The organism is Butyrivibrio proteoclasticus P6B7, from assembly GCF_000622085.1.
Lineage (GTDB): Bacteria > Bacillota > Clostridia > Lachnospirales > Lachnospiraceae > Butyrivibrio > Butyrivibrio proteoclasticus_A.
Window position 1 is genome coordinate 271557 of sequence record NZ_JHWL01000001.1, and the last position, 25521, is coordinate 297077.

At 43.1% G+C, this 25521-nt stretch carries 18 protein-coding genes; all 18 read left to right on the top strand.

Going from position 1 to position 25521, the window contains the following annotated elements; genetic code table 11:
* Window positions 1-7: 7 nt before the first annotated feature.
* The 18 genes from T541_RS0101265 to T541_RS0101350 all read left to right on the top strand — a co-directional run bounded on the left by T541_RS0101265 (window position 8) and on the right by T541_RS0101350 (window position 25496).
* Window positions 8-1168, top strand: coding sequence for a glycosyltransferase (locus T541_RS0101265; protein WP_026650993.1), 1161 nt, complete (start codon window positions 8-10; stop codon window positions 1166-1168).
* Window positions 1165-1650 carry a hypothetical protein gene (locus T541_RS0101270; RefSeq protein ID WP_026650994.1) on the top strand — a complete coding sequence of 162 codons (486 nt, stop codon included), beginning with the start codon at window positions 1165-1167 and terminating at the stop codon, window positions 1648-1650. The genes T541_RS0101265 and T541_RS0101270 overlap by 4 nt, the downstream gene beginning before the upstream one ends.
* 4 nt (window positions 1651-1654) lie before the next feature.
* Window positions 1655-2062, top strand: coding sequence for a hypothetical protein (locus tag T541_RS0101275; protein WP_026650995.1), 408 nt, complete (start codon window positions 1655-1657; stop codon window positions 2060-2062).
* A gap of 1 nt (window position 2063) precedes the next feature.
* Complete coding sequence (locus tag T541_RS0101280; RefSeq protein WP_081779809.1) at window positions 2064-3134, top strand: glycosyltransferase family 4 protein; 1071 nt, start codon at window positions 2064-2066, stop codon at window positions 3132-3134.
* A 42-nt stretch (window positions 3135-3176) separates the two neighbouring features.
* Window positions 3177-4274 carry a glycosyltransferase family 32 protein gene (locus T541_RS0101285; protein ID WP_026650997.1) on the top strand — a complete coding sequence of 366 codons (1098 nt, stop codon included), beginning with the start codon at window positions 3177-3179 and terminating at the stop codon, window positions 4272-4274.
* On the top strand, window positions 4271-5449 hold the full coding sequence (locus T541_RS0101290; protein ID WP_026650998.1) for a radical SAM/SPASM domain-containing protein: 1179 nt from the start codon (window positions 4271-4273) through the stop codon (window positions 5447-5449). Before T541_RS0101285 ends, T541_RS0101290 begins: the two co-directional genes overlap by 4 nt.
* 136 nt (window positions 5450-5585) lie before the next feature.
* The gene (locus T541_RS0101295) at window positions 5586-7421 is read left to right on the top strand and encodes an AAA family ATPase (protein ID WP_026650999.1); all 1836 of its coding nucleotides are present in this window, start codon (window positions 5586-5588) and stop codon (window positions 7419-7421) included.
* Window positions 7422-7557: 136 nt separating this feature from the next.
* Window positions 7558-8736: a glycosyltransferase gene (locus T541_RS20440; protein WP_155839439.1), complete on the top strand. Its 1179-nt coding sequence runs from the start codon at window positions 7558-7560 to the stop codon at window positions 8734-8736.
* 70 nt (window positions 8737-8806) lie between these two features.
* Window positions 8807-10588: a hypothetical protein gene (locus tag T541_RS20445; RefSeq protein ID WP_051538023.1), complete on the top strand. Its 1782-nt coding sequence runs from the start codon at window positions 8807-8809 to the stop codon at window positions 10586-10588.
* Window positions 10589-10621: 33 nt separating this feature from the next.
* Window positions 10622-11863: a DUF4422 domain-containing protein gene (locus T541_RS0101310; RefSeq protein WP_034465542.1), complete on the top strand. Its 1242-nt coding sequence runs from the start codon at window positions 10622-10624 to the stop codon at window positions 11861-11863.
* A 163-nt stretch (window positions 11864-12026) separates the two neighbouring features.
* Window positions 12027-12725, top strand: coding sequence for an IspD/TarI family cytidylyltransferase (locus T541_RS0101315; RefSeq protein ID WP_026651001.1), 699 nt, complete (start codon window positions 12027-12029; stop codon window positions 12723-12725).
* An 11-nt stretch (window positions 12726-12736) separates the two neighbouring features.
* Complete coding sequence (locus tag T541_RS0101320) at window positions 12737-13840, top strand: galactitol-1-phosphate 5-dehydrogenase (RefSeq protein ID WP_026651002.1); 1104 nt, start codon at window positions 12737-12739, stop codon at window positions 13838-13840.
* Between the two features lie 112 nt (window positions 13841-13952).
* Window positions 13953-14858, top strand: a complete 906-nt coding sequence (locus tag T541_RS0101325; RefSeq protein ID WP_026651003.1) for a Uma2 family endonuclease — start codon at window positions 13953-13955, stop codon at window positions 14856-14858.
* Between the two features lie 183 nt (window positions 14859-15041).
* Window positions 15042-15821 carry a glucose-1-phosphate cytidylyltransferase gene (rfbF, locus tag T541_RS0101330; protein ID WP_026651004.1) on the top strand — a complete coding sequence of 260 codons (780 nt, stop codon included), beginning with the start codon at window positions 15042-15044 and terminating at the stop codon, window positions 15819-15821.
* 46 nt (window positions 15822-15867) lie between these two features.
* A complete protein-coding gene (locus tag T541_RS0101335) occupies window positions 15868-17727 on the top strand; it encodes a thiamine pyrophosphate-binding protein (protein WP_026651005.1) in 1860 nt (619 codons plus the stop codon).
* Window positions 17728-18416: 689 nt separating this feature from the next.
* Entirely contained in the window at window positions 18417-18659 is a 243-nt protein-coding gene (locus tag T541_RS18470) for a hypothetical protein (RefSeq protein ID WP_051538024.1), read from the top strand.
* Window positions 18660-18947: 288 nt separating this feature from the next.
* Window positions 18948-24953, top strand: a complete 6006-nt coding sequence (locus tag T541_RS0101345; RefSeq protein ID WP_026651006.1) for an InlB B-repeat-containing protein — start codon at window positions 18948-18950, stop codon at window positions 24951-24953.
* Window positions 24954-25244: 291 nt separating this feature from the next.
* Complete coding sequence (locus tag T541_RS0101350; protein WP_051538025.1) at window positions 25245-25496, top strand: hypothetical protein; 252 nt, start codon at window positions 25245-25247, stop codon at window positions 25494-25496.
* Window positions 25497-25521 lie beyond the last annotated feature (25 nt).

Sequence of the window (25521 nt, forward strand, 5' to 3'; positions counted from 1 at the left end):
GGAATATATGAATTTAGCGATCATAATTCCGCATTTAGCGCAGGGTGGAGCGGAAAGAATAGCGCAATTATTAGGAAAATGGTATAGCCAAAGCGGAAATAATGTCTATTACTTTCTTACAGATAGATCATTTCGAAACGTTTATGAAGTAACTGGTGAAGTGGTCTATGTTGATGCGGATTATACTCCCTCTACAGGTTTCAATGAATTATTAGATCTTTTGAAAGGTGCTAAAAAAGTAAAAGAATTAAAGAAACGGTATCGCATAGATGTTTCGGTTTCTTTTATGGAATGGAGCAACTTACTGAATGTTTTTTCCAGAGGAAGCGAACGCGTAATAACAAGTATTAGAACGACGCTTTCGTTAAGGACGGAGTTTAAAGGAATTCACTATGACAGAAGGCTTATAAGGTATAGCTGCAAGCATTCTGACAAAATGGTTGCTGTTTCTGATTGGGTAAAAAAAGACCTTGTAAGTAATTATGGCTTACCTGAAAAAAAGGTAGTAACAATACCCAATCCCGCTATAAAGAGAAATAATGACATAAAAGCGCTGGAATGGAGTTTTGGCAGCAAAGCTGTAGTCACAATAGGACGATTAGAAGCTGTTAAACAGCAGGATAGAATCATCAGGGCTTTTTCATATGCATATAAAATGGATAAAGACTTGCGTCTGGTTGTTCTGGGAGATGGCCCAGCAAAAGACTACTTAAAGATGATCAGTGAAAAACTTGGAGTAAGTGAAGCTGTTTTCTTTGCAGGATTTACAAATGAAGTGGGATTCTATTTGGAAAGGGCAAAGGCATTTGTTCTAGCTTCAAGAGTTGAGGGTTTTCCAAATGTTATTGTAGAGGCTATGGCCTATGGAGTTCCAGTTATTTCCACTGATTTGCCTGGTGGCTGCGCTGAAATAATAGGTAAGAACAAGGAAGTTAATGGGATAGAAGAATTTGAGTATGGTGTCATGACTCCATATATAGAGGGTAAAGCACCAAGAGGCAATGATCTGGAGAAAAACGAAGAATTATTAGGTGAAGCAATATTCAACGTAGTGACGGATGAAGAGTTAAATAAAAGATATGGCGATAGATCCTTGGAAAGATCAGATTTCTACAGTGAAAAAAATGTGATTGCAATGTGGGATGACACATTGGGGGTTAGAAAATGAAGATAATAATTATTATTGGCGTTTTGCTTGTTGGAATTGTAATTGGATTTATTATTTGCGAGCAGACATTAGGCGATGCCAGGAAAAAGGCAATTATAAAACTGGAGGATTTTAGAAAGAAAAACGCCGAGTTTTATTCGATACAAAATAGATGGATCAAAATACTTCATGAAGGACGAGGCACTATAAATTATTTTGAAAAGAATGGTTATAAGACTGTAGCAATATATGGCATGAAGGAGTTGGGAATACTACTCCTTGAGGAACTTAATAATAGTGGTGTGGAAGTAAAATATGCAATAGACAGAGACGCGGATAAGCTGTATGTCGCAACCGATGTTTACAAACCAGATGAAGATCTTCAAAAGGTAGATGTGGTCGTGGTTACAGCGATTCATTATTTTGATTCAATAAAGGCGGAACTTGAGAAAAAAATGGATTGTCCAATTATTTCTTTGGAAGATGTGATTTGGGAGTCGTGAGAATATGTGGCTTAAGAAGAGAAACAGTGAACTGACGGATGAAGTTATTAAGCTCAGAGAACTTCAAAAGGTCCTGATGATGTGGATTCAGGATTACCAGGATGGGCGCAGGCTCATATCCTTTTTTCACAAGAATGGATATAAGAGCATCGCAATATATGGATTTGCTGACCTTGGAATAGCACTGTGTGGAGAGCTGGAAAACACTGATGTAGAAGTCAAGTATGGCATAGATAGAAATGCTGAAATGGTCTATTCAGAGAAAACAGTGTACAAGCCATATGACGACCTGCCACCAGTTGATGTTGTTGTAGTAACGGCGGTCCATTATTTTGATGACGTCAAAAGAGATTTAGAGAAGAAATTAAGTTGTCCTATTATTTCAATTGAAGATGTAATAATTGGTGCATGATATGTCTTTTAAAGAGAAAAGAGCAATGATCATAATGCCAGAGTATAGAAGCGGTGGAGCAGAAGTCCAGTTTGGCATGTACATTGATCACGCAGAAGAATGTGGATATAAGCTTGATGTTATTGTGACTCACCGATTTGGCAATAATAAAGTTATGCCAGCAAAAGGTGAGTATGAAAATGTGCGCTTCTATGAGATTAATTCTGAATCATCTTTTTATTCATTTCTGATGAAAAAGAACCTGAACACTAGATATGATTGTTGTCTAATATATTTTCCAAAGGATTTAGCTTTTTTTGATACGCTATGTAAATTCAATATTAAAGCCATTTATTCGGAAAGAAACGATGGGGTGGAAGTTGTCATTAATTCATTTTTCGCCGATGTCCTTAGAAAATGTCTTCTTGTTACAGCCAATTCAGAGTACTCTGCAAACAGGATACGAGAGAAACTTGGAATAGATACGGTTGTTGTTAATAATGGAATAACGCAGAAGTCTTTGCTTGAAGTAAATAATAACAAACATATAAAGAATATATTAGTACCTGCGCGGATTGATGGAATCAAGAATCAGATGAGGGTACTTAAGTTTGTGGCAAGGAATAGAGAAAAGAACTATCGAGTTAATATAGCGGGAACGCCTTCAAACAAGGCATATTTTCTGAAGTGTAGGCATTTTGTAGAGGATAACTCCTTAGAAAAAGAGATAAGATTTCTGGGACAGGTCGATAATATGGTTAAGGTGTACGAAGAAGCAGATGTAATTGTATTGCCGTCATTGTGCGAGGGAACGCCAAATGTTGTTTTGGAATCTTATCTGCTTGGTAGGCCGGTCGTTGCTATGAAGATAGGTGTTCTAGAGGGAGTTGTAGATGACAGATTACTGTTTGATGTTGGCGATGAATGTGGCATCGAGAGATGTATAAATGTGCTAGAAAGCATGTCTCAAGACGAATATAGAAGCATGATCGAGAAAAACAGAAATAAAGTTCTAAGTGAGTATAGTGTGGATGAGATGTTCAGGAAATATGATGATATTCTTGGATTTACCAGCACTGAAACTGTGAATTAACTGAAATGATTGCTTAATCCATTTGCAATTGGCGGGGCTGCGATGATTCTTGAAACTAACACCTTCCCAAACTTCATAGAAATGACCTCTCTCAAGCGCCTTGTTGCCTTTGGCGCTACTGTTTTCATGCAGGTAATTGCGGAGAATTATAAAGAGCTGAATCTGGACAGCAAGGTTGATTATGTTGTGGATAATGATCCCAAAAAGGATGGGACTGGCTACGAGTTGTGCGGCGTAGTTAAGACCGTACATGCATTGGACTATCTACTTAAGGACAATCTTAATGAGATAGCTCTTTTGATAGGGTCCGACGGATATGCGCTGGAGATGGTGAGGCAGTTGCAGGAAATCGAGGCACTTAAGCAGGTGCCATGTTTTCTTTTGCCAATTATGATAATGGACAGGGTGGACGATACCTGTGATGGGGTTGCGTGGCCTAAGGAGGCTCGGATTCCCAGGATTATCCATTGCTTTTGGTTTAGCGATGATGAGAAGGATGAGTTGACGAAGCGGTGCATAGACAGCTGGAGGCGATTCTGTCCGGATTTTGAGATAAAAGAGTGGAATTCTCATAACTACGATTACACCAAGAATCCATATATGTACGAGGCCTACAAAGCCAGAAAATGGGCCTATGTGACGGACTATGCAAGGCTTGATGCGGTGTATGAGTATGGCGGATTCTATTTTGATATGGATTTGGAGCTGACACGGGGAATTGATCAGCTTCTTGGATATGAGTTTGTAACGGGATTTGGGCCTATTAGAGACGTGGAACTTGCGGCTTTTGGCGCTGCAAAGGGCTCTGATATGGTGGCTAAGATGCTGGCTCTTTATGATGGAAAGATGTTTGTGGCAGGAAGTTCGCTTACGCTTAAGGATGTTCAGCCGATTCTTATGGACAAGTTCATGGAGGGGCTTGGATTTGAGATAGATGGAAGGTACCAGAACCGCGATGGTGTAGCGATTCTTCCTAGGGACGTCTTTTCTCCAAGGAACTGGTTTACAGGAGAAGTGGAAGTGCTTGATAGCTCTTTTGGCGTGCATCACTGCGCTGGAGGATGGGTCGACAAACAGGCGCAGGTCAAGAGGAAAGAGGCGCTTAAGGAGTTAAAAGAGCTTGCGAGGAAACTGCCATGACTACAACCACTAACAAGTTCATAATCTTCGGCGCGGGCTTCTATGGGCAGAAGGCTCTGGAACACTATGGCGCTGAGAAGGTAGCTCTTTTCATAGATAACGATGCCAGCAAGCAGGGGACACTGTGCAAGGGAAAAGAAATAGTGTCGCCCAAGGAGGCAGCAAAGCTGTGGGCTGAGGGTGGATACACTGTGGTGATTGCCAGCCTTTATGGGGAGAGCATGGCGCTTCAGCTGGACGACCTTGGGGTGAAGGATTATGTCTTTTTCATAAGTCCGGTTCACGGCATGTATGAGACGGAGGAGCTTGTTCTGAATCCATATGAGCAGACCAAGGAGGCTGAGACGGAATGCGAGTGGTCATCGTCGCAAAAGCTCTCCTATTCAAGGGCTGAGGTCAACAAGATGGTGGAAAAGCTCCACGATAATCAGCCGCTTTTTAATCATATTGAGATTGAGACCATAAACAGGTGCAATGGGACCTGTTCGTTCTGCCCGGTGAATAAGAATGTCGATCCCAGGAAAAAGGCGGTGATGAGCCGGGAGCTCTTTGAGAAAATCATTGGGCAGCTGGAGGAAATGCAGTATTCAGGCAGGCTGTCGCTTTTTTCTAATAACGAGCCCCTTCTGGATGACAGGATTGTAGAGTTGAGCCGATATGCCAGGGAGCATCTGCCAAAGGCCCGTATTCACATGTATTCCAATGGCACACTGTTCACGCTTGAGAAGTTTAAAGAGCTGATTCCGCTTTTGGATGAGCTGATAATTGATAATTACAATCAGAATCTCGAGCTTAACAGGCCCAGCAGAGAGATTGTGGACTATTGCAATGCCCATCCGGAGCTTGAGCTTAATAAGAAGGTGACGGTGGTGCTTCGAAAACCTTTGGAGATTCTCAATTCCCGCGGGGGCGATGCGCCGAATAGAAAGGAGCTGGTGGAGTACCCGGATGACCGGTGTATGCTGCCTTTCAAGCAGATGATTGTGCGGCCTACCGGTGAGGTGTCCCTTTGCTGCAGCGATGCTGTTGGCAGATGGACGCTGGGAGATCTGTCAAAAGAGCCGATTCTAGACGTTTGGTACGGTACGAAGTTCACTAAGGTGCGAGAGGCACTTTACAAAGGGCGGAAGTACTGTGGAAATTGTAAGTATTGTGATTCGTTCTCGCTGGGATGAAGTGGGAAAGAACGCGCTGACTCATGATTTGTAGATGATTGGAAGAATGATTGGGAAATATAAGCAACCCCAAAAGCAACCCTGTGTATTGCTTTTGGGGTTGCTTTGTGTTAACATGAGTTTGCGGAGGGATGTCATGAATTCGAATGAAGCTGAGCTTAAGGCAATATTAGATGAATTAGTTGAATTGCCCAAGGGCAATATTACATATAGGGTTATCAGAGGTAAGAAGAGGATGTATCTGCAATGGTACGAGGACCGCAAGAAGCAGAGCAGGTACATCAAGGCTTCTGAGGAGGCACAGACTCTTTTGATGGTCAGGAAGCGTGAGGGGCTTCAGACTCGGTTAAAAGAGCTGGTGGAAGGTGCCGAGGACAACGTGGGAGCTGGTGCTAGTGCCAGTGCGTTCAGGGAGCCTGAGGCTGTATATGGAACTGGGAATTATAGGACTAATGTGATTGTGGGCGGACAGCTGGCTGGACTGTGCAAGGCTGTGGATGGATATGAGGCAAGGGGCTGTTTTGGAGCCCTTAAGACATATCTTGATATGGATGCGGACGGCAGAGTGTGCCTTGTTTATGGACTTAGAAGGACTGGCAAGACAACGCTGATCATGCAGGCCATAGCTCTTTTGCCAATGGATAAGACTGCGTATATCAAGATAATGCCCACTGATACGATGGATGACCTTAATGCGGATCTTAGGAGTCTTGAGAAACGTGGGGTTAAGTATGTCTTCATAGATGAAATCACGCTGATGAGTGATTTCATTGATTCTGCATCTCTTTTATCTGATGTGTATAGCATGGTTGGGATGAAGCTGGTACTGTCGGGCACGGATTCTCTGGGGTTTGCGTTATCGCTTGGGGATGAGCTCTATGACAGGGCGTACATGGTGCATACTACGTTTATTCCATTTAGGGAGTACTCCAGGCTTTTGCAGATTCACGATGTGGATGAGTATATTCGATACGGCGGAACGCTGAAGACTGCAGAGATAGAGACGGGAGATGAGTTGCTTCGGGATGAGGGCTTGTCCTTTAGCAGTGAAGAGGCTTCTCGCAAGTATATTGATACTGCCATTTCCAGGAATATTCAGCATAGTCTTCTTCATTACAAGGATGGTGGGCAGTTCAGGCACCTTCAGGAGCTGTATGAGGCTGGAGAGCTGACAGGAGCTATAAATCGTATCATTGAGGATATGAATCACAGATTTCTTATGTCAGTGCTGACAAGGGATTTCGTGTCCCATGATCTTGGAAGTGCAAGGCAGTTGTCACGTAAGAAGGCGGCTATGACCGGGACTAAGGATATTCTTGGAGACATAGATGTTGCCGCGATTACCAAGAGACTTAAGGATATTCTGGAAATTCGCAATAAAGAGGAGATAGCTATAGGAATTATGTCAGATCATATTCGCGAGATCAGGGAATATCTGTTTATGCTGGATCTGATTGTGGATTGTCCTAGCTATTCCATAGATTCTAGAAGTGGGATCGAGCATATAATATTCTCTCAGCCGGGAATGCGCTATTGCCAGGCTCAGGCTCTGACTAATCTTTTGATGAAGGATGAGGCTTTTAGTAAGTTTTCTGCTAAGGAGAGGAAGAAGGCCTGCGACTGGATCCTTGAGGAGGTTAGGGGCCGGATGCTGGAGGAGATAGTTCTTTTAGAAACTAATAAGGTCCTACCTCGCGGGAAGAAGGCGTTTAAGCTTCAGTTCCCAGTGGGTGAGTATGACATGGTTATCTGGGATGAAAAAGAGCTTACTTGTGACCTCTACGAGATCAAGCACAGCACAGAGATAACTGGAGAGCAGTACCGCTACCTGGTTGATGCGGACATGTGCGCCAAGACAGAGTTCCAGTACGGAGATATTGTGTCCAGAAATGTGATCTACCGCGGCGAGAGCACTGAGGTGGAGGGCATTCGGTATATCAATGTGGTGGAGTATCTGGAAGGGTTGAGGTAATGGGTTTCACAGTTGGGATTGGTGTTGGAGTTCATTAGCAAATCTAATGATAAACAGGGATTGCGTGATATAATAAATTCAAGAACAGAGTATAAGAAAGCTAGTGTTGCGACTGTTGATAATTAAGGAGCATAAAGTGATTTCAGTTATTGTCCCGATGTACAATGCCAGGAATTACATAGGAAAGTGCCTTGATAGTATTGTGAATCAGAGCTACAGAGATCTTGAAATCATTGTGGTGGATGATGGATCGACAGATGGCTCTGGTACTGTTGCGGACGAATATGCTTCTAAGGATAGCAGGATTAAAGTAATTCACGGAGAGAATCAGGGACTGGTAAGCGCCCGGAAGCGCGGGATTGCACAGGCTACTGGTGATTACGTTCTCTTTGTGGATAGTGATGATTATATAGATATACGCGGAATTGATGAGCTTCTGGAACTGGCTGATGCGTACGATACAGATGTGGTGTGTGCTACAGCGGTTAAGAGGTATGATAATGGCTTGGATTCTACTGAGCAGAATCTTGCATCAAATGGATTCTATTCCGGTTCCAAAATTGAAGAGTTAAAGAGACAGCTTTTTTGCATAGATGATTATTGTTCTATGGCTGTGCTTCCATATCTTGTTTGTAAACTGTGGAAAAGAAATTTGATTACCAGGTTTGTTGCGGGTGCGGATGAACGTATTACCATTGGAGAGGATGTTGCCATCGGATTCCCAGCAATCTTGTCAGCGAAGAGCATTTATATCGTGGATCTGCCATTCTACAATTATTGCCAGCACCAGGATTCCATGATGGGAAGTGGTGGAGAGGATAAAGAGTACCAGAATGCTCAGATTCTTCGCGATTATCTCATGGGCAAGGTAAAAGAACTATCTCTTCCAAGCGACATGACAGAATCTCTTGAAGATGGAATATCCCGCTATTACATCAACCAGCTATTTACCAGAGCTTACCCAAAGGCAAACTCTGAGAATAACTGCGAAGGCCTCTATCCATTCCTGGATAAGATGCCAAAGAGAGTCATTATCTATGGCGCAGGAGAGTTTGGCAAGGCAGTTTACAGATATGCCAAGGATAAGACAGAGGTTGTTGCCTGGATTGATGGTAATGCGCCAGTACTAAGGGCAGCAGGACTGGACGTTATAACACTTGATGAGTACTGCAAAAGGGCTCAGAGCGTTACAGATGATTGTGATATAGTGATCGCGATTTTTAGGGTGAGAACGGCAGCTTCGGTCACAAAATTATTGACGGATCGGGGGATTGATTACGCCAAAATTCATTCATTAAATTTCTCTAAACCCTAAATATTTACTGCGAAAAGCCGATATACTATATGCACATAAATGTAGTTGTTCCTTGAAAAGGAGGCACTTTATGAAATACCAATGGATGGGTATAAGTGCATTAATGTTATCTTTGGTTCTTTTTGTAAATCCAGTGTTATCTCTTGCAGAAGGACCTGACGAGAGTCTGGTATGGATTAACGAAGATGGCGAATTTGAAGTAGATAAAGAAGGGATCTATGCTCTGATCGATGAGGAAGAGCTTAGGTCTACTATTGATGTGGATTCCATGAGAGAAGAAATCGATGTGGAATCTCTTTTTGATGAAGAAATCATAAATGAGTTAAAAGAGCAGATCAGCATCGGAGAGCTTGCGGCAACAATCGATGACAGCGAGCTTGAAAGCTGGTATCAGGATAATAAGGACAGCCAGGAATTCAAGGACATATTTGATGAGATAATTGATAAGAGGCTTGCGGATCCAGATTCACAGGGCTATGAGGCAGCCAGAAGCAAGATTGATAACTATTATCAGATCAAAGAGGAATACGCGTGGGTTGAGGATCATCCTGTGGATTACACCAATGTGATGCTTCCTGTGGTTGGCGCTGTGAACCCATTTAACTACATCGTAGATCCTATGGGCCTTCTGTATGCTACCGATGCTGTTAAGTACGGCGGCGGTAGAGTTGAAGAGAATGCAGGCGTTCTGTTTAGGAACCTTGAAGGACCTTACATGTTCTCAGGAACCAGCGACAACCTGACAGTTACCAATATGAGTAATGTGCCAGTTTCTCTCACAGTAAGAGCCAGAGTAACCGGCGGTGAAGGCGTGGAGCTGGTTGACAGCGTGTCCATGCTCTATGGCAGCAAGACTACACTGTTTGTGGCGCTTGCTGATGAAGGTGGTATTAGAAACGCTGTTACTAACTACGGCGAATCAGTGATAAATGTTGTGCTTGATGCAGCTCCAGATGATGCTTTTGTTTACATCAAGGACGAGGAGACTGGCGAGTACAGATGTGAGATAGCAGAGGATTACGACAGATCTTCTTTCCCATCATTTTCTTTCAAGCTGAAGGCTGATTGTAATGATGAGGCTAACTGGGATGCCATCACAGATCTTCCATACTTTGAGGTTTCCTGGAACACAGAGGCTGAGCTCAATGACTGGGATTCCATTAACGAAGCTTTGGATAAGATCAAAGAGTTTGATCTGGAAGTCCTGAAGGAAGCTAAGATCTACGAGCTTTACGACGAGAAGCTTGAGGAACTTAAGGAAGAGATTAAGGACGACCTTATTGAAGAAGAGCTCAAGGCCCGCATTGATGATAAGGTAAAAGAGCTTGCGGACGAAGAATATGATAGACTTAAAGAGGAACTTATAGAGAAATATAAGGAAGCTCTTGAACTTGAGGCTAATGAGGCAGCAAGCAATGCCTCTATAGAGGAAGCTGGAGCTGCAGCTAGCAGTGCATCCAGTGAAGAAGCAATTGACAGCGCATCCCTCATGAGTAGTGAAGAGGATGGCTCTGGAAATAACGATGAATCAGGAAATGGCACCGGTGCAGGCGATGCTTCTGGTGGCGATACATCTGCAGCAAATGCAGGTGAAGGATCAGGAGCCGGTGATGCAAACGGCGCTGGCGAAGGCGACAATGGTGCTGGAGATAACGGCAATGATGGCTCAGTTCCTGATGGCAACGGATCTGGCGATGACGGCTCTGGTGGAAACGAGGGCGCAGGCGGCGGAGACGATGGATCAGCTGGAGATAATGCTGGTGGCGGAGACGCTGGCGCAGGCGGAGATAACGCAGGTGGCGGAGACGCTGGAGCTGGCAACGATGGCGGAGATACAGGAAACGATGGTTGATAACTCAGCAACATGACAGGCGAGCGACGGAACATGAGTTACTACATTTTTGGTGCGCATTCAAGAGGCAGAACTCTAAGCGCATATCTTAGAAAACTTCATCCAGATTGGGAGTTTAAGGGCTATCTATACGACAATGATGAGCCCAACCAAGAGACTATTGAAGGATTTCCAGTGGTAAAGATGACTGCTGGAAATCCTTTTAATGCGGAGAAAACCGGAAATAATGGTGAAAACTCCGAAGAAGAGATCGATTTTGATGCAGCAAATACCACTGTCTACGTTGCCACCCGTGGCATACACCACCAGGGAATCGTTGACAGACTGAAGAGCTATGGTTTTACAGAAGAGAATATAGTTCTGGTGGGCGTTGAGCTGGATAATGAGCTCCGAAACCAGTTCGTTGAGCAGTACTTTGCAGAGCAGGGCTGGGATTATTGCAAGCTGGAATCATTTGATTTCAAGAATTGTGAGACTGATTCAATTGTTCAATCTAAATCTGAATCTGTAGAATGTAATTCAATTAATGGCGATAAGACGGCAGATAAGTTAGATAGTACCACCATCTACGTAGTTCGCTCCGCTGTGGACAGCCCTCTTTCCAAGGAGATAGCTCTTTTACCAGAGGAGCGTTTCATTCAGGCTGGCCGCGATCTTGCGAAGACAGATCTGTCTCAGTGCGCATTCTATGATAATTCCGGCGACAACATTTCAGATAAGAACCGCCAGTTCTGCGAGCTTACAGCAATGTACTGGATCTGGAAGAACGCAGGTGATGGTTACATTGGCCTTGAACACTATCGCCGCCGATTTATTCTGCCTGAGAATTGGCAAAGAGCTATGGCAACTGGCATAAACAATGGCAAAGGGGATAATAACACTTGCCAATATAACGTAATCCTGCCAGTTCCGCTATACGTAGCTCCTTCAATAGAGGGCAACTACTTATCCCGCCATCTTCACGAGCCATGGGAGGCCATGCTGGACGCCCTTGATAGGCTCTACGGCTGTAAAGATGATGCCAAGAAATACTTTGCAGAAACGGGCTGCTACAGCCCTTGCAACATGCTGATCGCTGACAGGAAGACCTTTGATGAGCTCTGCAGCTGGTTATTCCCAATTCTCTTTGAGGTTCAGGATAAATGCGGACAGTATGAGGACAGCTACCAGAACCGCTACCCGGGCTTTTTGTCTGAGAGGCTTATCACATATTTCTTTTATCGTAACCGGGAGAAGTATTCGGTTGTTTACTGTGATAAATGTTTTATCCCATGACATTTTATGAGTTATGCCATTTAATTACTTCTATGCATGGCTGGCATTTTTTCACTTGTGCCTAGCCAATATATCAATCATTTATACATGCTATAATGGATATGTGTATTCAGATTATTAAATGATATAAATGAAAAAGTAATAGCTAAAACGGGGGAACGCAATGAACATCGCAATTATCTTAGCAGGCGGCAAAGGGAGCCGCATCAAATCAGATATACCTAAGCAATTTGTTGAGATTTCCGGGCAGATGATGCTGATCCACAGCATGCTTCCCTTTGCACAGACGCTTTACGTGGGCAACATCATAGTTGTGGCGGATGAGAAGTGGCAGGAGGACATCGAGGATGCCCTTTCTGAGAACGAGACCCTTTCTGAGAAGATGCTGGGCTTTGCTGAGCCTGGCGAGAATAGGCAGCTGTCCATCTATAACGGTCTTAAGCTGATCGAGGAGATGGGACTTGCCGACCTTTGCGAGAATGTCATTATCCACGACGCAGCAAGGCCCTTTGTAACGGTGGAATGCATCGAGGAGTGCATGGCTGCCCTTGATGAGCATGACGGCGCAATGCCGGTGCTTCCTATGAATGACACGGTTTATTACAGCAGATCCGGCGACAAGGTTGACGAGCTTCTTAACAGGAACTGCGTATTCGCAGGCCAGGCGCCGGAAGCTTTCGATTATAAGAAGTATTACCAGGCAAATAAAGCTCTTTTACCAGATAAGATCCTACTGATCAAGGGCTCCACAGAGCCTGCGGTTATGGCGGGGCTGGATGTGGCCCTGATTCCTGGAGATCAGCGGAATTTCAAGGTTACCACGGATGAAGATCTGGAGAGGGCCAAGCAGATTCTTGAGTAGCGGAGAATGCCATGAAAGCACAGGTTTTATTCGGAATCGGAAACTTAAGATACGTAAGCATCGATGCCCCTAAGCCCAAGGAGGGAGAGGCTCTTGTAAGAGTCACTACTTCAGGCATCTGTGGCTCCGACATCGCCAGGATCTACAAAACTGGCGCCCACAACATGCCCATTGTTCCGGGCCATGAGTTTGCCGGTGTGGTGGAGGAATGCCAATCTGCTCCGGACCTTGTGGGTAAAAGAGTCTGTGTATATCCGCTTATCCCCTGCAAGGAGTGCCCATCCTGCAGGCAAAAGAACTATGAAATGTGCGAAAACTACAACTACCTGGGGTCTCGCTGCGACGGCGGCTTTGCCGAGTACGTGGTGTGCCCGGTGTGGAATCTTTTAGAAATCCCCGATGTAATATCAGATGAAGAGGCTGCAATGCTAGAGCCAATGTGCGTTGCGACCCATGCTATGAAAAGAGCTGGCCTTATCAAGGAAAAGACTACCAGATCTCTTTTTGCTGGGAAAAAGGTGGACAAAAATGCCCGGATCGTGGTGTGCGGCCTAGGAACCATAGGTCTTTTGCTATCCATGTTCGTAAAGGATGCGGGCTACAAGAACGTCTACTTTATAGGGAATAAGGACATTCAGAAGAATAAGATCATAGAGATGGGCTATCCCAAGGACAATATCTGCGACGTGAGATACGGCGATCCTACGGCCTTTGTCATGGACAAGACTGGTGGAAGGGGAGCAGATGTGTACTTTGAGTGCATCGGACGTCCTGAGAGCTACGGCCAGGCCATTTCTTTGACGGCGCCATTGGGAAGAACTGTGCTGGTGGGAAATCCCGCAGCGGACATGGATCTTAACCGCGAGACTTACTGGAAGATTCTCCGCAATCAGATCTATATCACCGGAACATGGAATTCTTCTTATCTGAATGAAGAGGGCCAGGAGGACGATTGGATCTATGTGTTGTCACGACTTGTGGAGCGCAGAATTGCGCCAACCAGCCTAATTACCCACAGATATACTCTCAAGAATATGCCAAAGGGCCTTGATATCATGCGCCGTAAGTCCGAGGAGTACATTAAGATCATGGTGGAAATGGGTAAAAAGATATAATTATATATGAAAGTATATAAAAGGATATAAAAGTATTGAAAAAGATATGACAAAGTAGTATGATTTATCTACGGCGACATGTCTTTTTTGTATGCCTTTTGGAGGTGTTACTATGACGATTAAGCAGATGGTTAATATAAAGGAAATGCGTGGTTATAGCTACGCACAGCTTTCGGAGTACACAGGGGTTCCAGCGATTACGCTGCAGAAGATCTTCACAGGCAAGACTCTTAATCCCAGGAAGGCTACGTTGGATGCCATAGAGAAGGTCCTTTCCAGTGATGAGTCATTGTACCAGGGAAAGGCTTACGAGTACGGCACCAGTAGCACGGGAGGATATGATGGAGTTCAGGAAGAGGCTGCTGTATACGGATCTGGTAATAGCGCAAAATCTGGCGATGGCCAGGGTTTGACTGGTAATAATGACAATAAGTACGGTAATTCCAGCAAGAAGCAAGGCGAGTATACATTGGAGGATTATTATGCCCTGCCGGATGAGCAGAGAGTGGAACTGATAGATGGTGTCTTTTATGACATGTCATCCCCAAGGATTGTTCATCAGGATATATGCTATGTGATTCATTCTGCCATTGCTTCATATATTAAGGCAAATAAGGGTAAGTGTAAGGCTTTTTCTGCGCCTGTGGATGTTCAGATAGATTGTGATGATAAGACCATGGTTCAACCTGATGTGCTGGTAGTCTGCGACAGGGATAAGATTAAAGGCTTTGGTATTTATGGGGCTCCGGATTTTCTAGTGGAGATATTGTCTCCTTCCACCAGGAAAAAAGATATGACGGTCAAGCTGACTAAATACATGGAAGCAGGAGTCCGCGAATACTGGATTGTCGATCCCGAAAAGCGAATTCTAATAATTTATAATTTCATGGAAGAGGATTGGCTTCCTCAGGTTATGCCCCTCAAGGGAGAAGCTCCAGTGGCAATCTATGATGGCAAGCTCAAGATCAGCCTGGATGAGATATTTGAGTCCATTGATGAGTTTGGGGATTTGAAATAGATTATTTGATAGAAGATTAAATGATATATGACGTCAATTTTTGGTGTTTTAGTAAAATATTGAATGCAATATCACCCAATATATTTGCATATGATGGCAAATATTGTGTATTATGACGGTGATTTATTTGAAGTTTTTTGTTACAATTAGTCCTTGTTTGATTATTTTAAAGAGGAAAATATTATGAAAGTTGTAATTTTAGCAGGTGGTTTTGGAACACGTATCAGTGAGGAGAGCCACTTAAGACCAAAGCCAATGATCGAGATTGGCAACAAGCCTATTCTTTGGCATATCATGAAGGAATATTCACACTATGGATTCAATGAATTCATTATTTGCGCAGGATACAAGCAGGAAGTTATCAAGGAGTATTTTGCTAACTACTATCTTCACAACTGCGATGTAACCTTTGACTTTGCTGACAGTGGTAAGGTTGAGTTCCATTCTCAGAAGGCTGAGCCATGGAAGGTTACAATTGTAGATACAGGTTACAGCACCATGACTGGTGGACGTATCAAGCGTATCAGAGAGCACGTTGGTAACGAGGCTTTCTTTATGACCTATGGTGATGGCGTTTGCGACATCGATATGAATGAGCTTCTTAAGTTCCACAAGGAGCATGGTAAGCTTGCTACAGTAACAGCTATTCTTGCAGGCCAGCGTTTTGGTGTATTTGATATTGATAGAAATGACAAATCAATGGTTCGCGACTTCAGAGAGAAGGCAAGCATGGACGGTGCCCGTATCAACGGTGGTTACATGGTTCTTGAGCCAGGCGTTTTCGATTACATCGAAGGCGATCACACCTTCTTTGAAAAAGAGCCTATGCATAACCTTGTAAAGGATGGCCAGATGGCAGCTTACGAGTACAATGGCTTCTGGAAGTGCATGGATACAGCCCGTGAGAGAGATGAGCTTTCTGAGCTTATCGATACTGGAAGAGCACCTTGGATTAAGTGGTAATCTGGATTATTATTCAGAATATATTTAATTAGATTTGGAAGATATCATGAGAGTTTCAGATTATATTGTAGATTTTTTGGTAAAAAAGGGTGTCACTGACTGCTTCACAGTAGTAGGCGGTGGCGCCATGTATCTTAATAACTCCTTTGGTCATACGGAAGGAATGAAGTGCACTCACTTTCATCATGAGCAGGGAGCAGCTATTGCAGCAGAGAGCTATTCAAGACTAGAGAATAGACCTGCTGCTCTTTGTGTGACATCAGGCCCTGGCGGAACCAACGCCATTACAGGTGTTCTTGGAGGCTGGCTTGATTCACTTCCTATGTTTGTAGTAAGCGGTCAGGTCCGCTACGACACGACAGTTAGATACTTTGAAAAGAACTATGCAGATTCACAGGAAGGAGACCATCTCCGTTCCCTTGGTGATCAGGAGTACGATATCACCAAGTGCACCAAGCACATGTGTAAGTACGCTGTAATGCTGGAGGATCCTAAGGACATCAGATACCATCTTGAGAAGGCTTGGCACCTTATGAGTACAGGCCGTCCAGGTCCAGTGTGGATCGATGTTCCTGTTAATTTCCAGGCTGCAGAGATTGATCCAGCAGAGCTTCGCGGATTTGATGGAGAGGTTCAGACTGCTGAATGTTCAGATGAGGATGTTAAGACAGTTCTTTCTATGATAAAGGACGCAAAGCGACCAGTAATATATGCTGGTAACGGCGTTAGAATTTCTGGCGGCTTTGATGCCTTTAGAGAGTTGGTTGATAAGCTCGGTGTTCCTGTTTGTACATATTGGAACAGCATTGATTTAATAGAAGATGAGCATCCACTTTACTGTGGACGCGGTGGTAACATGGGCGACAGACCTGGTAACTTTGCTATACAGAATGCAGATCTTGTCCTTGTTATCGGAAGCCGTCTTTCCATCAGACAGGTGGGATATACCTGGACAACCTGGGCTAGAGAGGCCAAGGTTATCATGGTAGATATCTCAGAGGCTGAGATGGAGAAACACACACTTCATGTTGATCTCAAGATCCATGCTGATGCTAAGAACTTCCTTGAGAAGATGCTTAGTGCATTAAATGATTCTACAGTTGATTCTACAGCTGCTGGCAATGACCAGACATACTACAGCAACTGCCCAGAGTGGCGCACCCAGTGCCAGAACTGGAAAGAGAAGTACCCAGTTGTATCTCCGGAGCAGAAGAACACAGGCTCAGAGCCAGTTAACGTATATGGCTTTATGAGAACTCTTTCTGAGAACCTTCCAGAGGGCTCACTTACAGCAGTTAGTAACGGAGCTTGCTGCGTAGCAGGTCACCAGAGCTGGTTCATCAAAAATGGAACAAGATTTATCAACAATAATGCTGTAGCCAGCATGGGATACGGCCTTCCAGCTGCAATCGGACTTTGCATAGCAGCAGGTAAGAAGCCGACAGTATGTCTTGAGGGTGATGGAAGTATCATGATGAACCTTCAGGAGCTTCAGACCATTATTACCAATAAGCTTCCTGTTAAGATTTTCCTTATTAACAACAACGGATATCACTCAATAAGACTTACACAGAATAATCTCTTTTCAGATTATTCTAAGGTGGGAATTGGCCCAGAAAGTGGAGACCTTGCATTCCCATCCTTTGATAAGATTGCTGCAGCCTTCGGTTATAACTACATCTCTATTAAGACAGGAGATGAGCTTAATGCTAAGGTCACCGAGGCTATTAACAGTCCAGAGCCTCTCTTCGTAGAAGTCTTCACAGACACAGAGCAGGTTTGGGCACCTAAGAGCTCCGCTCGTCGCGAGCCTGACGGAACACTTACAAGCCCTCCTCTTGAAGATCTTGCACCATTCCTTGATAGAGACGAGCTTAAGAGCAACATGTATATTGATATGCTTTAAAAAAGATTTCGAAATTGGAATTGATATTACTAATATAAGAAGAGCTTCTGTTCAGCTTTGAACAGAAGCTCTATTTTATTCTGCAATATTTGTTATCTCATCTTAGGGGGAGAAGGCAATTTAGGGTAATATCTCCTTTTTTTTCTATATTACCCAGAGGAGACTGCTATAGCTTGGGTAATATTGCTTGTTTTTCCAATATTACCCGAAACTAATTTGGTTTCATTGGGCAATATCAAACAAATCGGCCATATTACCCAGATAACTTATCATTGCCATGGGCAATAGTGTTGATTCTTCTCATATTACCCAAGGAACACCACTACGCCATGGGCAATAGTGTTGATTCTTCTCATATTACCCAAGGAACACCACTACGCCATGGGCAATAGTGTTGATTCTTCTCATATTACCCACAGAACGCCATCATACTCCGGGCAATAATGAGCTCTTTTTCTATATAGGAGTTTAAAAGAGCTGAAAAACCGCTGAAAAGCGCTGAAATAGGGTATCCCCCACCCCCCCACAACATATTGTGTTTATATTCCTATTTTCTGTACATATTTTGTTTATTATCTCTTTATTTTCTTTAGGATTCTTTAAGCCAAATCCACAATTTAAGCCCCTCTTTATGATGTCGGATATGATTGACATTTTTGTAGAATATCAACATGAAAGGAAAATACTATATGGTGAACACAAGTAGAACTCATTCAAGGGAACCAAATAGTGAAAAGAACCGGGCAACCTTCGTAGTAAAAATTGAGTACTGTCAGAACAGAACCTGGCAAGGACGAGTTGTCTGGGCAGACGAAAACAGGGTGGAATTCTTTAGAAGCGCCCTGGAGCTAATCAGGATCATGGATGAAGTTATTAGTCAGGGAGCAATGCTACAGATCCCAGACCAAAGCGAAGAATCCTCCGTATCTTAAACAAATTCTAGTAACTATCAATCAGATCAATCAAACAGATCAGTCTCTAGTAACTATCAATCAGATCAATCAAACAGATCAGTCTCTAGTAACTATCAATTAGATCAATCAAACAGATCAGTCTCAAGCAACTATCAATCAGATCAATCAAACAGATCAGTCTCTAGCAACTATCAATCAGATTTCAATCAAATCATTCAGTCTCAATAATTTAGAAAACAACATCTACAAACTTTTGGCAGGGAACACAAGTTAACACACTCGCAAATCTTATGAGGAGGTTACGATATGTTAAGACAGTGGAACAAATTTTTAGCAATTATCCTCGCGATGACAGTTATAGCAACCACATTCAACTCCAACATGGCAACGGTACGTGTCATGGCTGAAGATGAAGTAGATGAGAGCTATAGCGAGCCAGCAGACGAGGGCGGAGCTCCTGAATATCAGGAATCCAACGATGACAACGGCGGCGACGGCGGCGACGACGGATATTATGAAGGCGGCGATGATTATAGTGATGATCAGGGTGGCGATTATCAGCCAGAAGGCGGCGACGACTATCAGGTAGAAGCTCAGTCAGAAGGACAGCCTGAGGGACAGCCAGAAGGTGAGAACCCTGACGCAGCAGCAACAGAAATAGCAGCAGAAGGAAATACAGTTGAAGGCGAAGAGCCAGTAGAAGGCGAGACAGAAACTGATGAGTCCGCAGAGGCAGCAACACTTACTTCAGAAGATGCAGCTACACTTGCTTCATCAGAAGAGATAGTAATTGAAGTTGTAGAGCCTAAGCTCGTAACAGTTAAATACATTGCAGAGCTTGGCGGAAAAGTTTCTCTTTCAGAAGAGACAGTAGATGTTAATGATAAAGAAGCTACATTCGAAGGATCAACAGCTTCAGCAGTAAGCAGCTACTATCAGTTCGTAGCTTGGGTAGATGGAAGCGGAAACGTAGTATCCTCAGAATCTACATTCGTTCCATCCGACCTTGAAGAAGATGCATCCTTTACAGCAACATTCATGAAACTCACAGAGATGCCAGCACAGAGCTTTGAAGGCTCAGCAGGCGGAATGAACGTATCAGTAACAGCTGACGAAGGCATTTTCCCAGAGGGAACAACAATGTCAGTAACAGCTATATCTGATGACGAAGCCCTTGACGCAGCTAACGACGCACTTGATGGCGAAGCTAAGCAGGCTAAGGGCGTTGACATTACCTTTAAAAACGCTGATGGCCAGGAAATTGAGCCAGCAGATGCAAAATATGTACATGTTTCAATTTCACTTGGAACAAGCCTTGAAGGTGAATCCTTCAGCGTAATCCACAAAGATGATACAGGAAACGCAGAAGTAATCAGCGGAGCAAGCTCAGACGGAGCAAGCTTTGATACAAACTCTTTCTCAATCTACATCGTAGCTTCTGCAGATACAACAGATGAGCGTAAGGTTGAGACCTATATCTTTAAGGTATATGACGGAACTAACTGGAACGTAGTATCCGAGCAGTTCATCAAGACTGGAGAAGTTCTTGAGAATCCTGGAATTCCATCCCTTGGACCAAATCAGGAGTTTACAGGATGGTACGTACAGGGATCATCAACTCCGCTTACTTTTGGACCAAAAGATGATATCTCTGCAAGCGCAGAATATATCGTAGAAGCTAAGATCGTTTACACATATTATGTAACACTTAAGGGAATATCAGGTGAAGTAGTTCAGGTTCTTCACAAATCAGTAGAAAATGACGGAGATGCAAAGGTTACTTTAAATGTATCGGTTACACCAAAGCTTGATACTCAGGCATTCATGGGTTGGAAGAACCTTGCAGACGAAGAATTTGATTATGGCGAAGAGATAAACGCAAAAGATCCTAACAACGCAACTCTTACAGCAATAATCAAAGACGGATTCTGGGTACACTTTGAAGAGAACGATGGTGGTGTTGGCGGCGGCGCTTCCTATACTAAGCCAGAGTTTGTAGCAGACGGTGGATATGCAACAAGACCAGCAAAAGATCCTACAAGAAGTGGATATGACTTTACTGGCTGGTATACAACAGCAGCATGTGACACAGAATTTGCATTTGAATCAACACCAATCCACGCTGAGACAACAATCTATGCAGGATGGGAAGAGGGCAATGCACCATTTACAGTAGTTATCTGGAAGCAGAATATCGGCGACGCTGTAGATGCAGCAGATAGCGCTAAAACATATGATTATGACAGCTCTTTTGTAGTATCAGATAAGAAGATTGGAACAGAGATAACAACAGCAATCCTCAATGGAGCAACAACTAAGACCTACAAGGGATTTACCTATAGGACATTTGAAGTAGAGAATAAAAACGCTTCTGATGGAAATAAAATTGCAGCAAATGGCTCCACAGTTGTAAATGTTTATTATGACAGAAATAAGTACAAACTTGACTTCCAGGTAAGGAAGAATGGTTCGTGGACAACTGTTCATTCTATAGAAGCACTTTATGAGCAGAATATATCTAATCACTTCCCGATTACCGGATATACAGATTACAGATGGGAACCACAGGACAGTGACACCTTCAAAGAGGTTCTTGTAATCATAGATATTATGCCTGCAGAGAATATAGTATTCCATGCAAGTAACAAGGCAGACTATAAACAGATAATGGAATTCTACGTAGAGGCACTTCCTGGGGCAACAAATACAGTTCAGTACAATGGAAAGACCTTTGTAAAGCTTAACTCAGTAGAAGCTCATTACAATTACATTACTTATGAAGAGGACTTCATTCTCTTAAACGGATTTACAAGATTTGGTTCAGTACCTGGCTTCTCATATGTACAGGGAGTAGGTAACGTAGCTCTTTATCATAAGAACGGAACAATCAAGTTCTACTATACACGTAACTCCTACAACTTTACTTTAGAAAGTGCCATTGATACAAATCCAATTCCTAAATATGAGAAGGAATATCAGCTTAAGTACGAGGAGCCATTAGTAGATCAGAAGACAGCAGCAATCCAGTATGCTAAGTCATTAACACCTCCTGAAGGATACGAGCTTAAGACAAATGCAAATTACGAGGCAGTTCTTTGGGCAGATCCAGCAGGAACAACAGAGTTCGACTGGTCCAGAACAATGCCAGCAAGTAATGACGTAAGAGCATACATCGTTTGGACTAAGGCTTGGTACAATGTAAAACTCGATCTTAACGTAGATAACGATCAGGATCCAGCCACAACAGAAGGCTATGGAAGAGTAGAGATCTCTAACAACCAGTCAAGAGACTTCTGGGTACCATATCATGATTCAGTAGATAAAGACTCTATCATGAACAGATTCAAACTTGCCGGCTATGAGCTGGTTGGATGGTTTGTAGCAGAAACAGGTGAGCCTTACGACTACGGCAAGGTATCAGCAGATGTTAACCTCTACGCTAAGTGGAGAAGAACAGGTGTAGTAAAAGTTAAATATGATGAGAATGGCGGAACACTCCTTGATTCTAACAGAGATACAAATAACTACGCTGGAGATTCAACAGTAATAGTTACAGCACCTCCTACAGCTCCAGAAGGAAAGGTATTTGCAGGATGGATGCTCCTTAAGAGCGATGGAACAGATTACCAGCGCCTGTATCCAAACAGCAACTTCGACATTACAGATCAGCTCATAACAGTAATTGATGGAACTAACTACGTAATACTTAGAGCAGAATACGACGATATAGGTCTTAATCCTGACGATAAGTACGTGACAATCACTTACGATTCAAACGGTGCAGGAGCAGCACCAGTTACAGTATCAACCAACGAAGGTGGTCAGAGACTTAGAGTCAATGAAGCTATCACAGCTTGGGATCTTGCTACAGCAACTTCTAATGGTTTTGTAAAAGAAGATTACGACCTGGCCGGATGGAACACTGACAAGACAGAAGCTGATAATGGCGTAGTAATGGTAGCTCTTGGAAAGAAGTACATCATAGCTGACCATGATTCAATAGAAGGCAATACAGACGCCAATACTCTTTACGCAGTATGGAAGAAGCAGACTGGAACATATACAGTTCAGTATTACAAAGATACAACAGATTCCTATAACAAGATAGGTGAGTCAGATCCTGTAACAGTAGAAGTTAAGACAGTTATCACACTTTCAGAAAATGAACTTAATGCGTTCAAAGATGTTGCAGGAACAGGTTACCACGATGGCGAGCAGGTTGGCGGACCATACACAGTTGTTAAAGGAACTAACGTAATCTACGTAGTATACAAAGCAGTAAAGATCACAGTTACAGTAAACGGTACAGAAGAAGAGTACACCTACGATGGAGAGACACATGAAGTCGATGGCGTAGTTCTTAAAGCAGTTGATGAAAATGGTACAGAAGTAGACTTCACAACTAGTGACTACACATTTACTGATGACGTTAAAGTATCAGCAAAACACGTAAGTGAGTCTACAGAGAAGGCTATCGATGTAAACGCATTTACAAGTACTGGTGCAAGATACCATAACGTAGAATTCGTAGCAGGTACAGTTACAGCAAATAAGATCACAATCAATAAGGCTCCATTAACAGTAACTACAGGAACAGAAAGAAAGCTCTACGACGGAGAGCCTCTCGTAGGAACAGCACAGGTAACAGGCTTTGTAGCTAATGAAACTGCAGATATCACAGGAACAACAATTACAGATATATCAGTAGTACCTAACAACTATGATATTGACTGGGAGAATGCAACAGCTCTTGAAGGTGACTACCAGATCACATCTGAGACAATTGGAGAACTTGAGATTTATGCAACTGAGGGTGAAATCATCCTTGAAGCAGCTTCTGATAGCAAGGTTTATGACGGAACACCACTTACAAATAGTACTGTAAAAGCTTATAACCTTCCTGAAGGAGTTGAAGTAATAGCAACAGCATCTGGAACAATCACAGACTTTGGTACAAAGGAGAACGTAGTAGATGATGGCTACGTATTCATGAAGAACGGTAGAAACGTTACAAGAGCATTCCTTAACGTAAGAAAAGTAAATGGTACTCTTGAAATTACACCTCTCACAGTTGAAGTAAAGATCACAGGACATACAGATGAAGTAACCTATGATGCAGAAGTACATGAGGTAAGAGGATATGATGTAGTAATAAATACAGATCTTTATACAGAAAATGACTTCGCATTTGACTTTGATGGAGATGGAACACCTGATACTAAGGATGATGCAATAGCTAAGGGAAGCGCACCAGATACTACATACGAAATGGGACTTGGAGAAGGAAATTTCGCAAACATAAACGAAACTGGAAACTTCACAGTAACATTTAAAGTAGATGATGGATGGCTCAAGATTAAGTCAAGAGATCAGAAGTACATCATCAGAGCAATAACAGTTGACACATCAAGAGACTTTACCGGTGAAACATATTCAGGATTTGGATATGACTTAGAGGTATCTGGATCTAGGACAGTAGTAAATCAGGTTACAGATCTGCTTCAGGAAGCATTCAGATTCCTGGCACCACTTGTAGTAGATGCAGCTGGACCTACTGAAGACGGATATACCTTCGAAGTAGATGGAAAAGAATATACAATAACTGGTCTGTTCGTAAGTACAACAGCAAGAAACGTTGGAACATATGACCTTATAGTAGCTGGTCAGAACAATGCAGTTATTACAGACGCTAATGGCAACATAGTAACAAGTCAGTTTGAGTTTGGAGAGCCAACGGTTGGCGTTCTTACCATCAATCCTATGAAGGTAACAATCAAGACAGAATCAGATTCTAAGGTTTATGACGGATCAGCACTAACCAATTCAGAAGTAACAATTATTCCTGGATGGGGCGTAGGAGATACAATCGAAGTAGTAGCTACAGGTTCACAGACACTAGTTGGAAGTAGCGAAAATACATACGAGATCACATATGTAGACGCAGATCCTGTAAACTATAGTATCGAAGATGATCTTGGAATCCTTGAAGTAACAGAAGGTGGTGGCGGAGATGATCCAGATCCACAGCCAGACCCAGGACCAGGACCAGGCCCAGGACCTGGACCGGGACCAAGCGGCGGAACAACTATAACTGATGCACCTACACCTACAGCACCAGCACCTGCACAGGAAGTTCTTGGAGCAACAAGAGAAGAGCCTGCAGATGGCAGAGCAGTTCTTGGAGCAAGAAGAGGTAAGACAGAAGATGCTACAAATACAACAGCAAGAATCTTCGCAATCATCCTGGCAGCAGCTGTAGCGGCAACAGTAATCGTAGTTGGAAGGAAAAAAGAGGACGAACAGGACAACTGAAAAAAATTAACGAAATAATGAACGAAATACAGATTAATATTATCGCTGTACAAAGTGAAAATTAACGGTTTATAAAATTTTAAGAATTACTGTTAGCCAAGGACTGGTGGGAATTCCCCACCAGTCCTTTATTTGCGCGAATGAAATTTTAATTCCAAATTATGTCCAAAGTGTGAAATATAGTTTAGAATAATACTGTCGGATTTTCTAAAAGAAAATCAAAAATAATCGAAATTATGATGGGTCGTATGATAGGTCTTTTTCTAAAATGGTTACAGTGAGGTTTTTACCATGAGAAAAAGTAACGATTCAAAAAACGATTTCTCCAATAGAACCACGAAGCAGGGGGCTACTTTCGTGGTGAAGGTTGACTACAGCCAGCGCGGTACTTGGCAAGGCAAAGTGGTATGGGCGGACGAGAATCGCACAGAGCATTTCAGAAGTGCTCTTGAACTCATCAAATTGATGGATTCAGCGATCGTTGCCACTAATAGTCAGCTTAATGAGGAGAACGAGGGCGACGCTTCAAGCGGAACAGCATAAGACAATTACATAACAAATAACACCT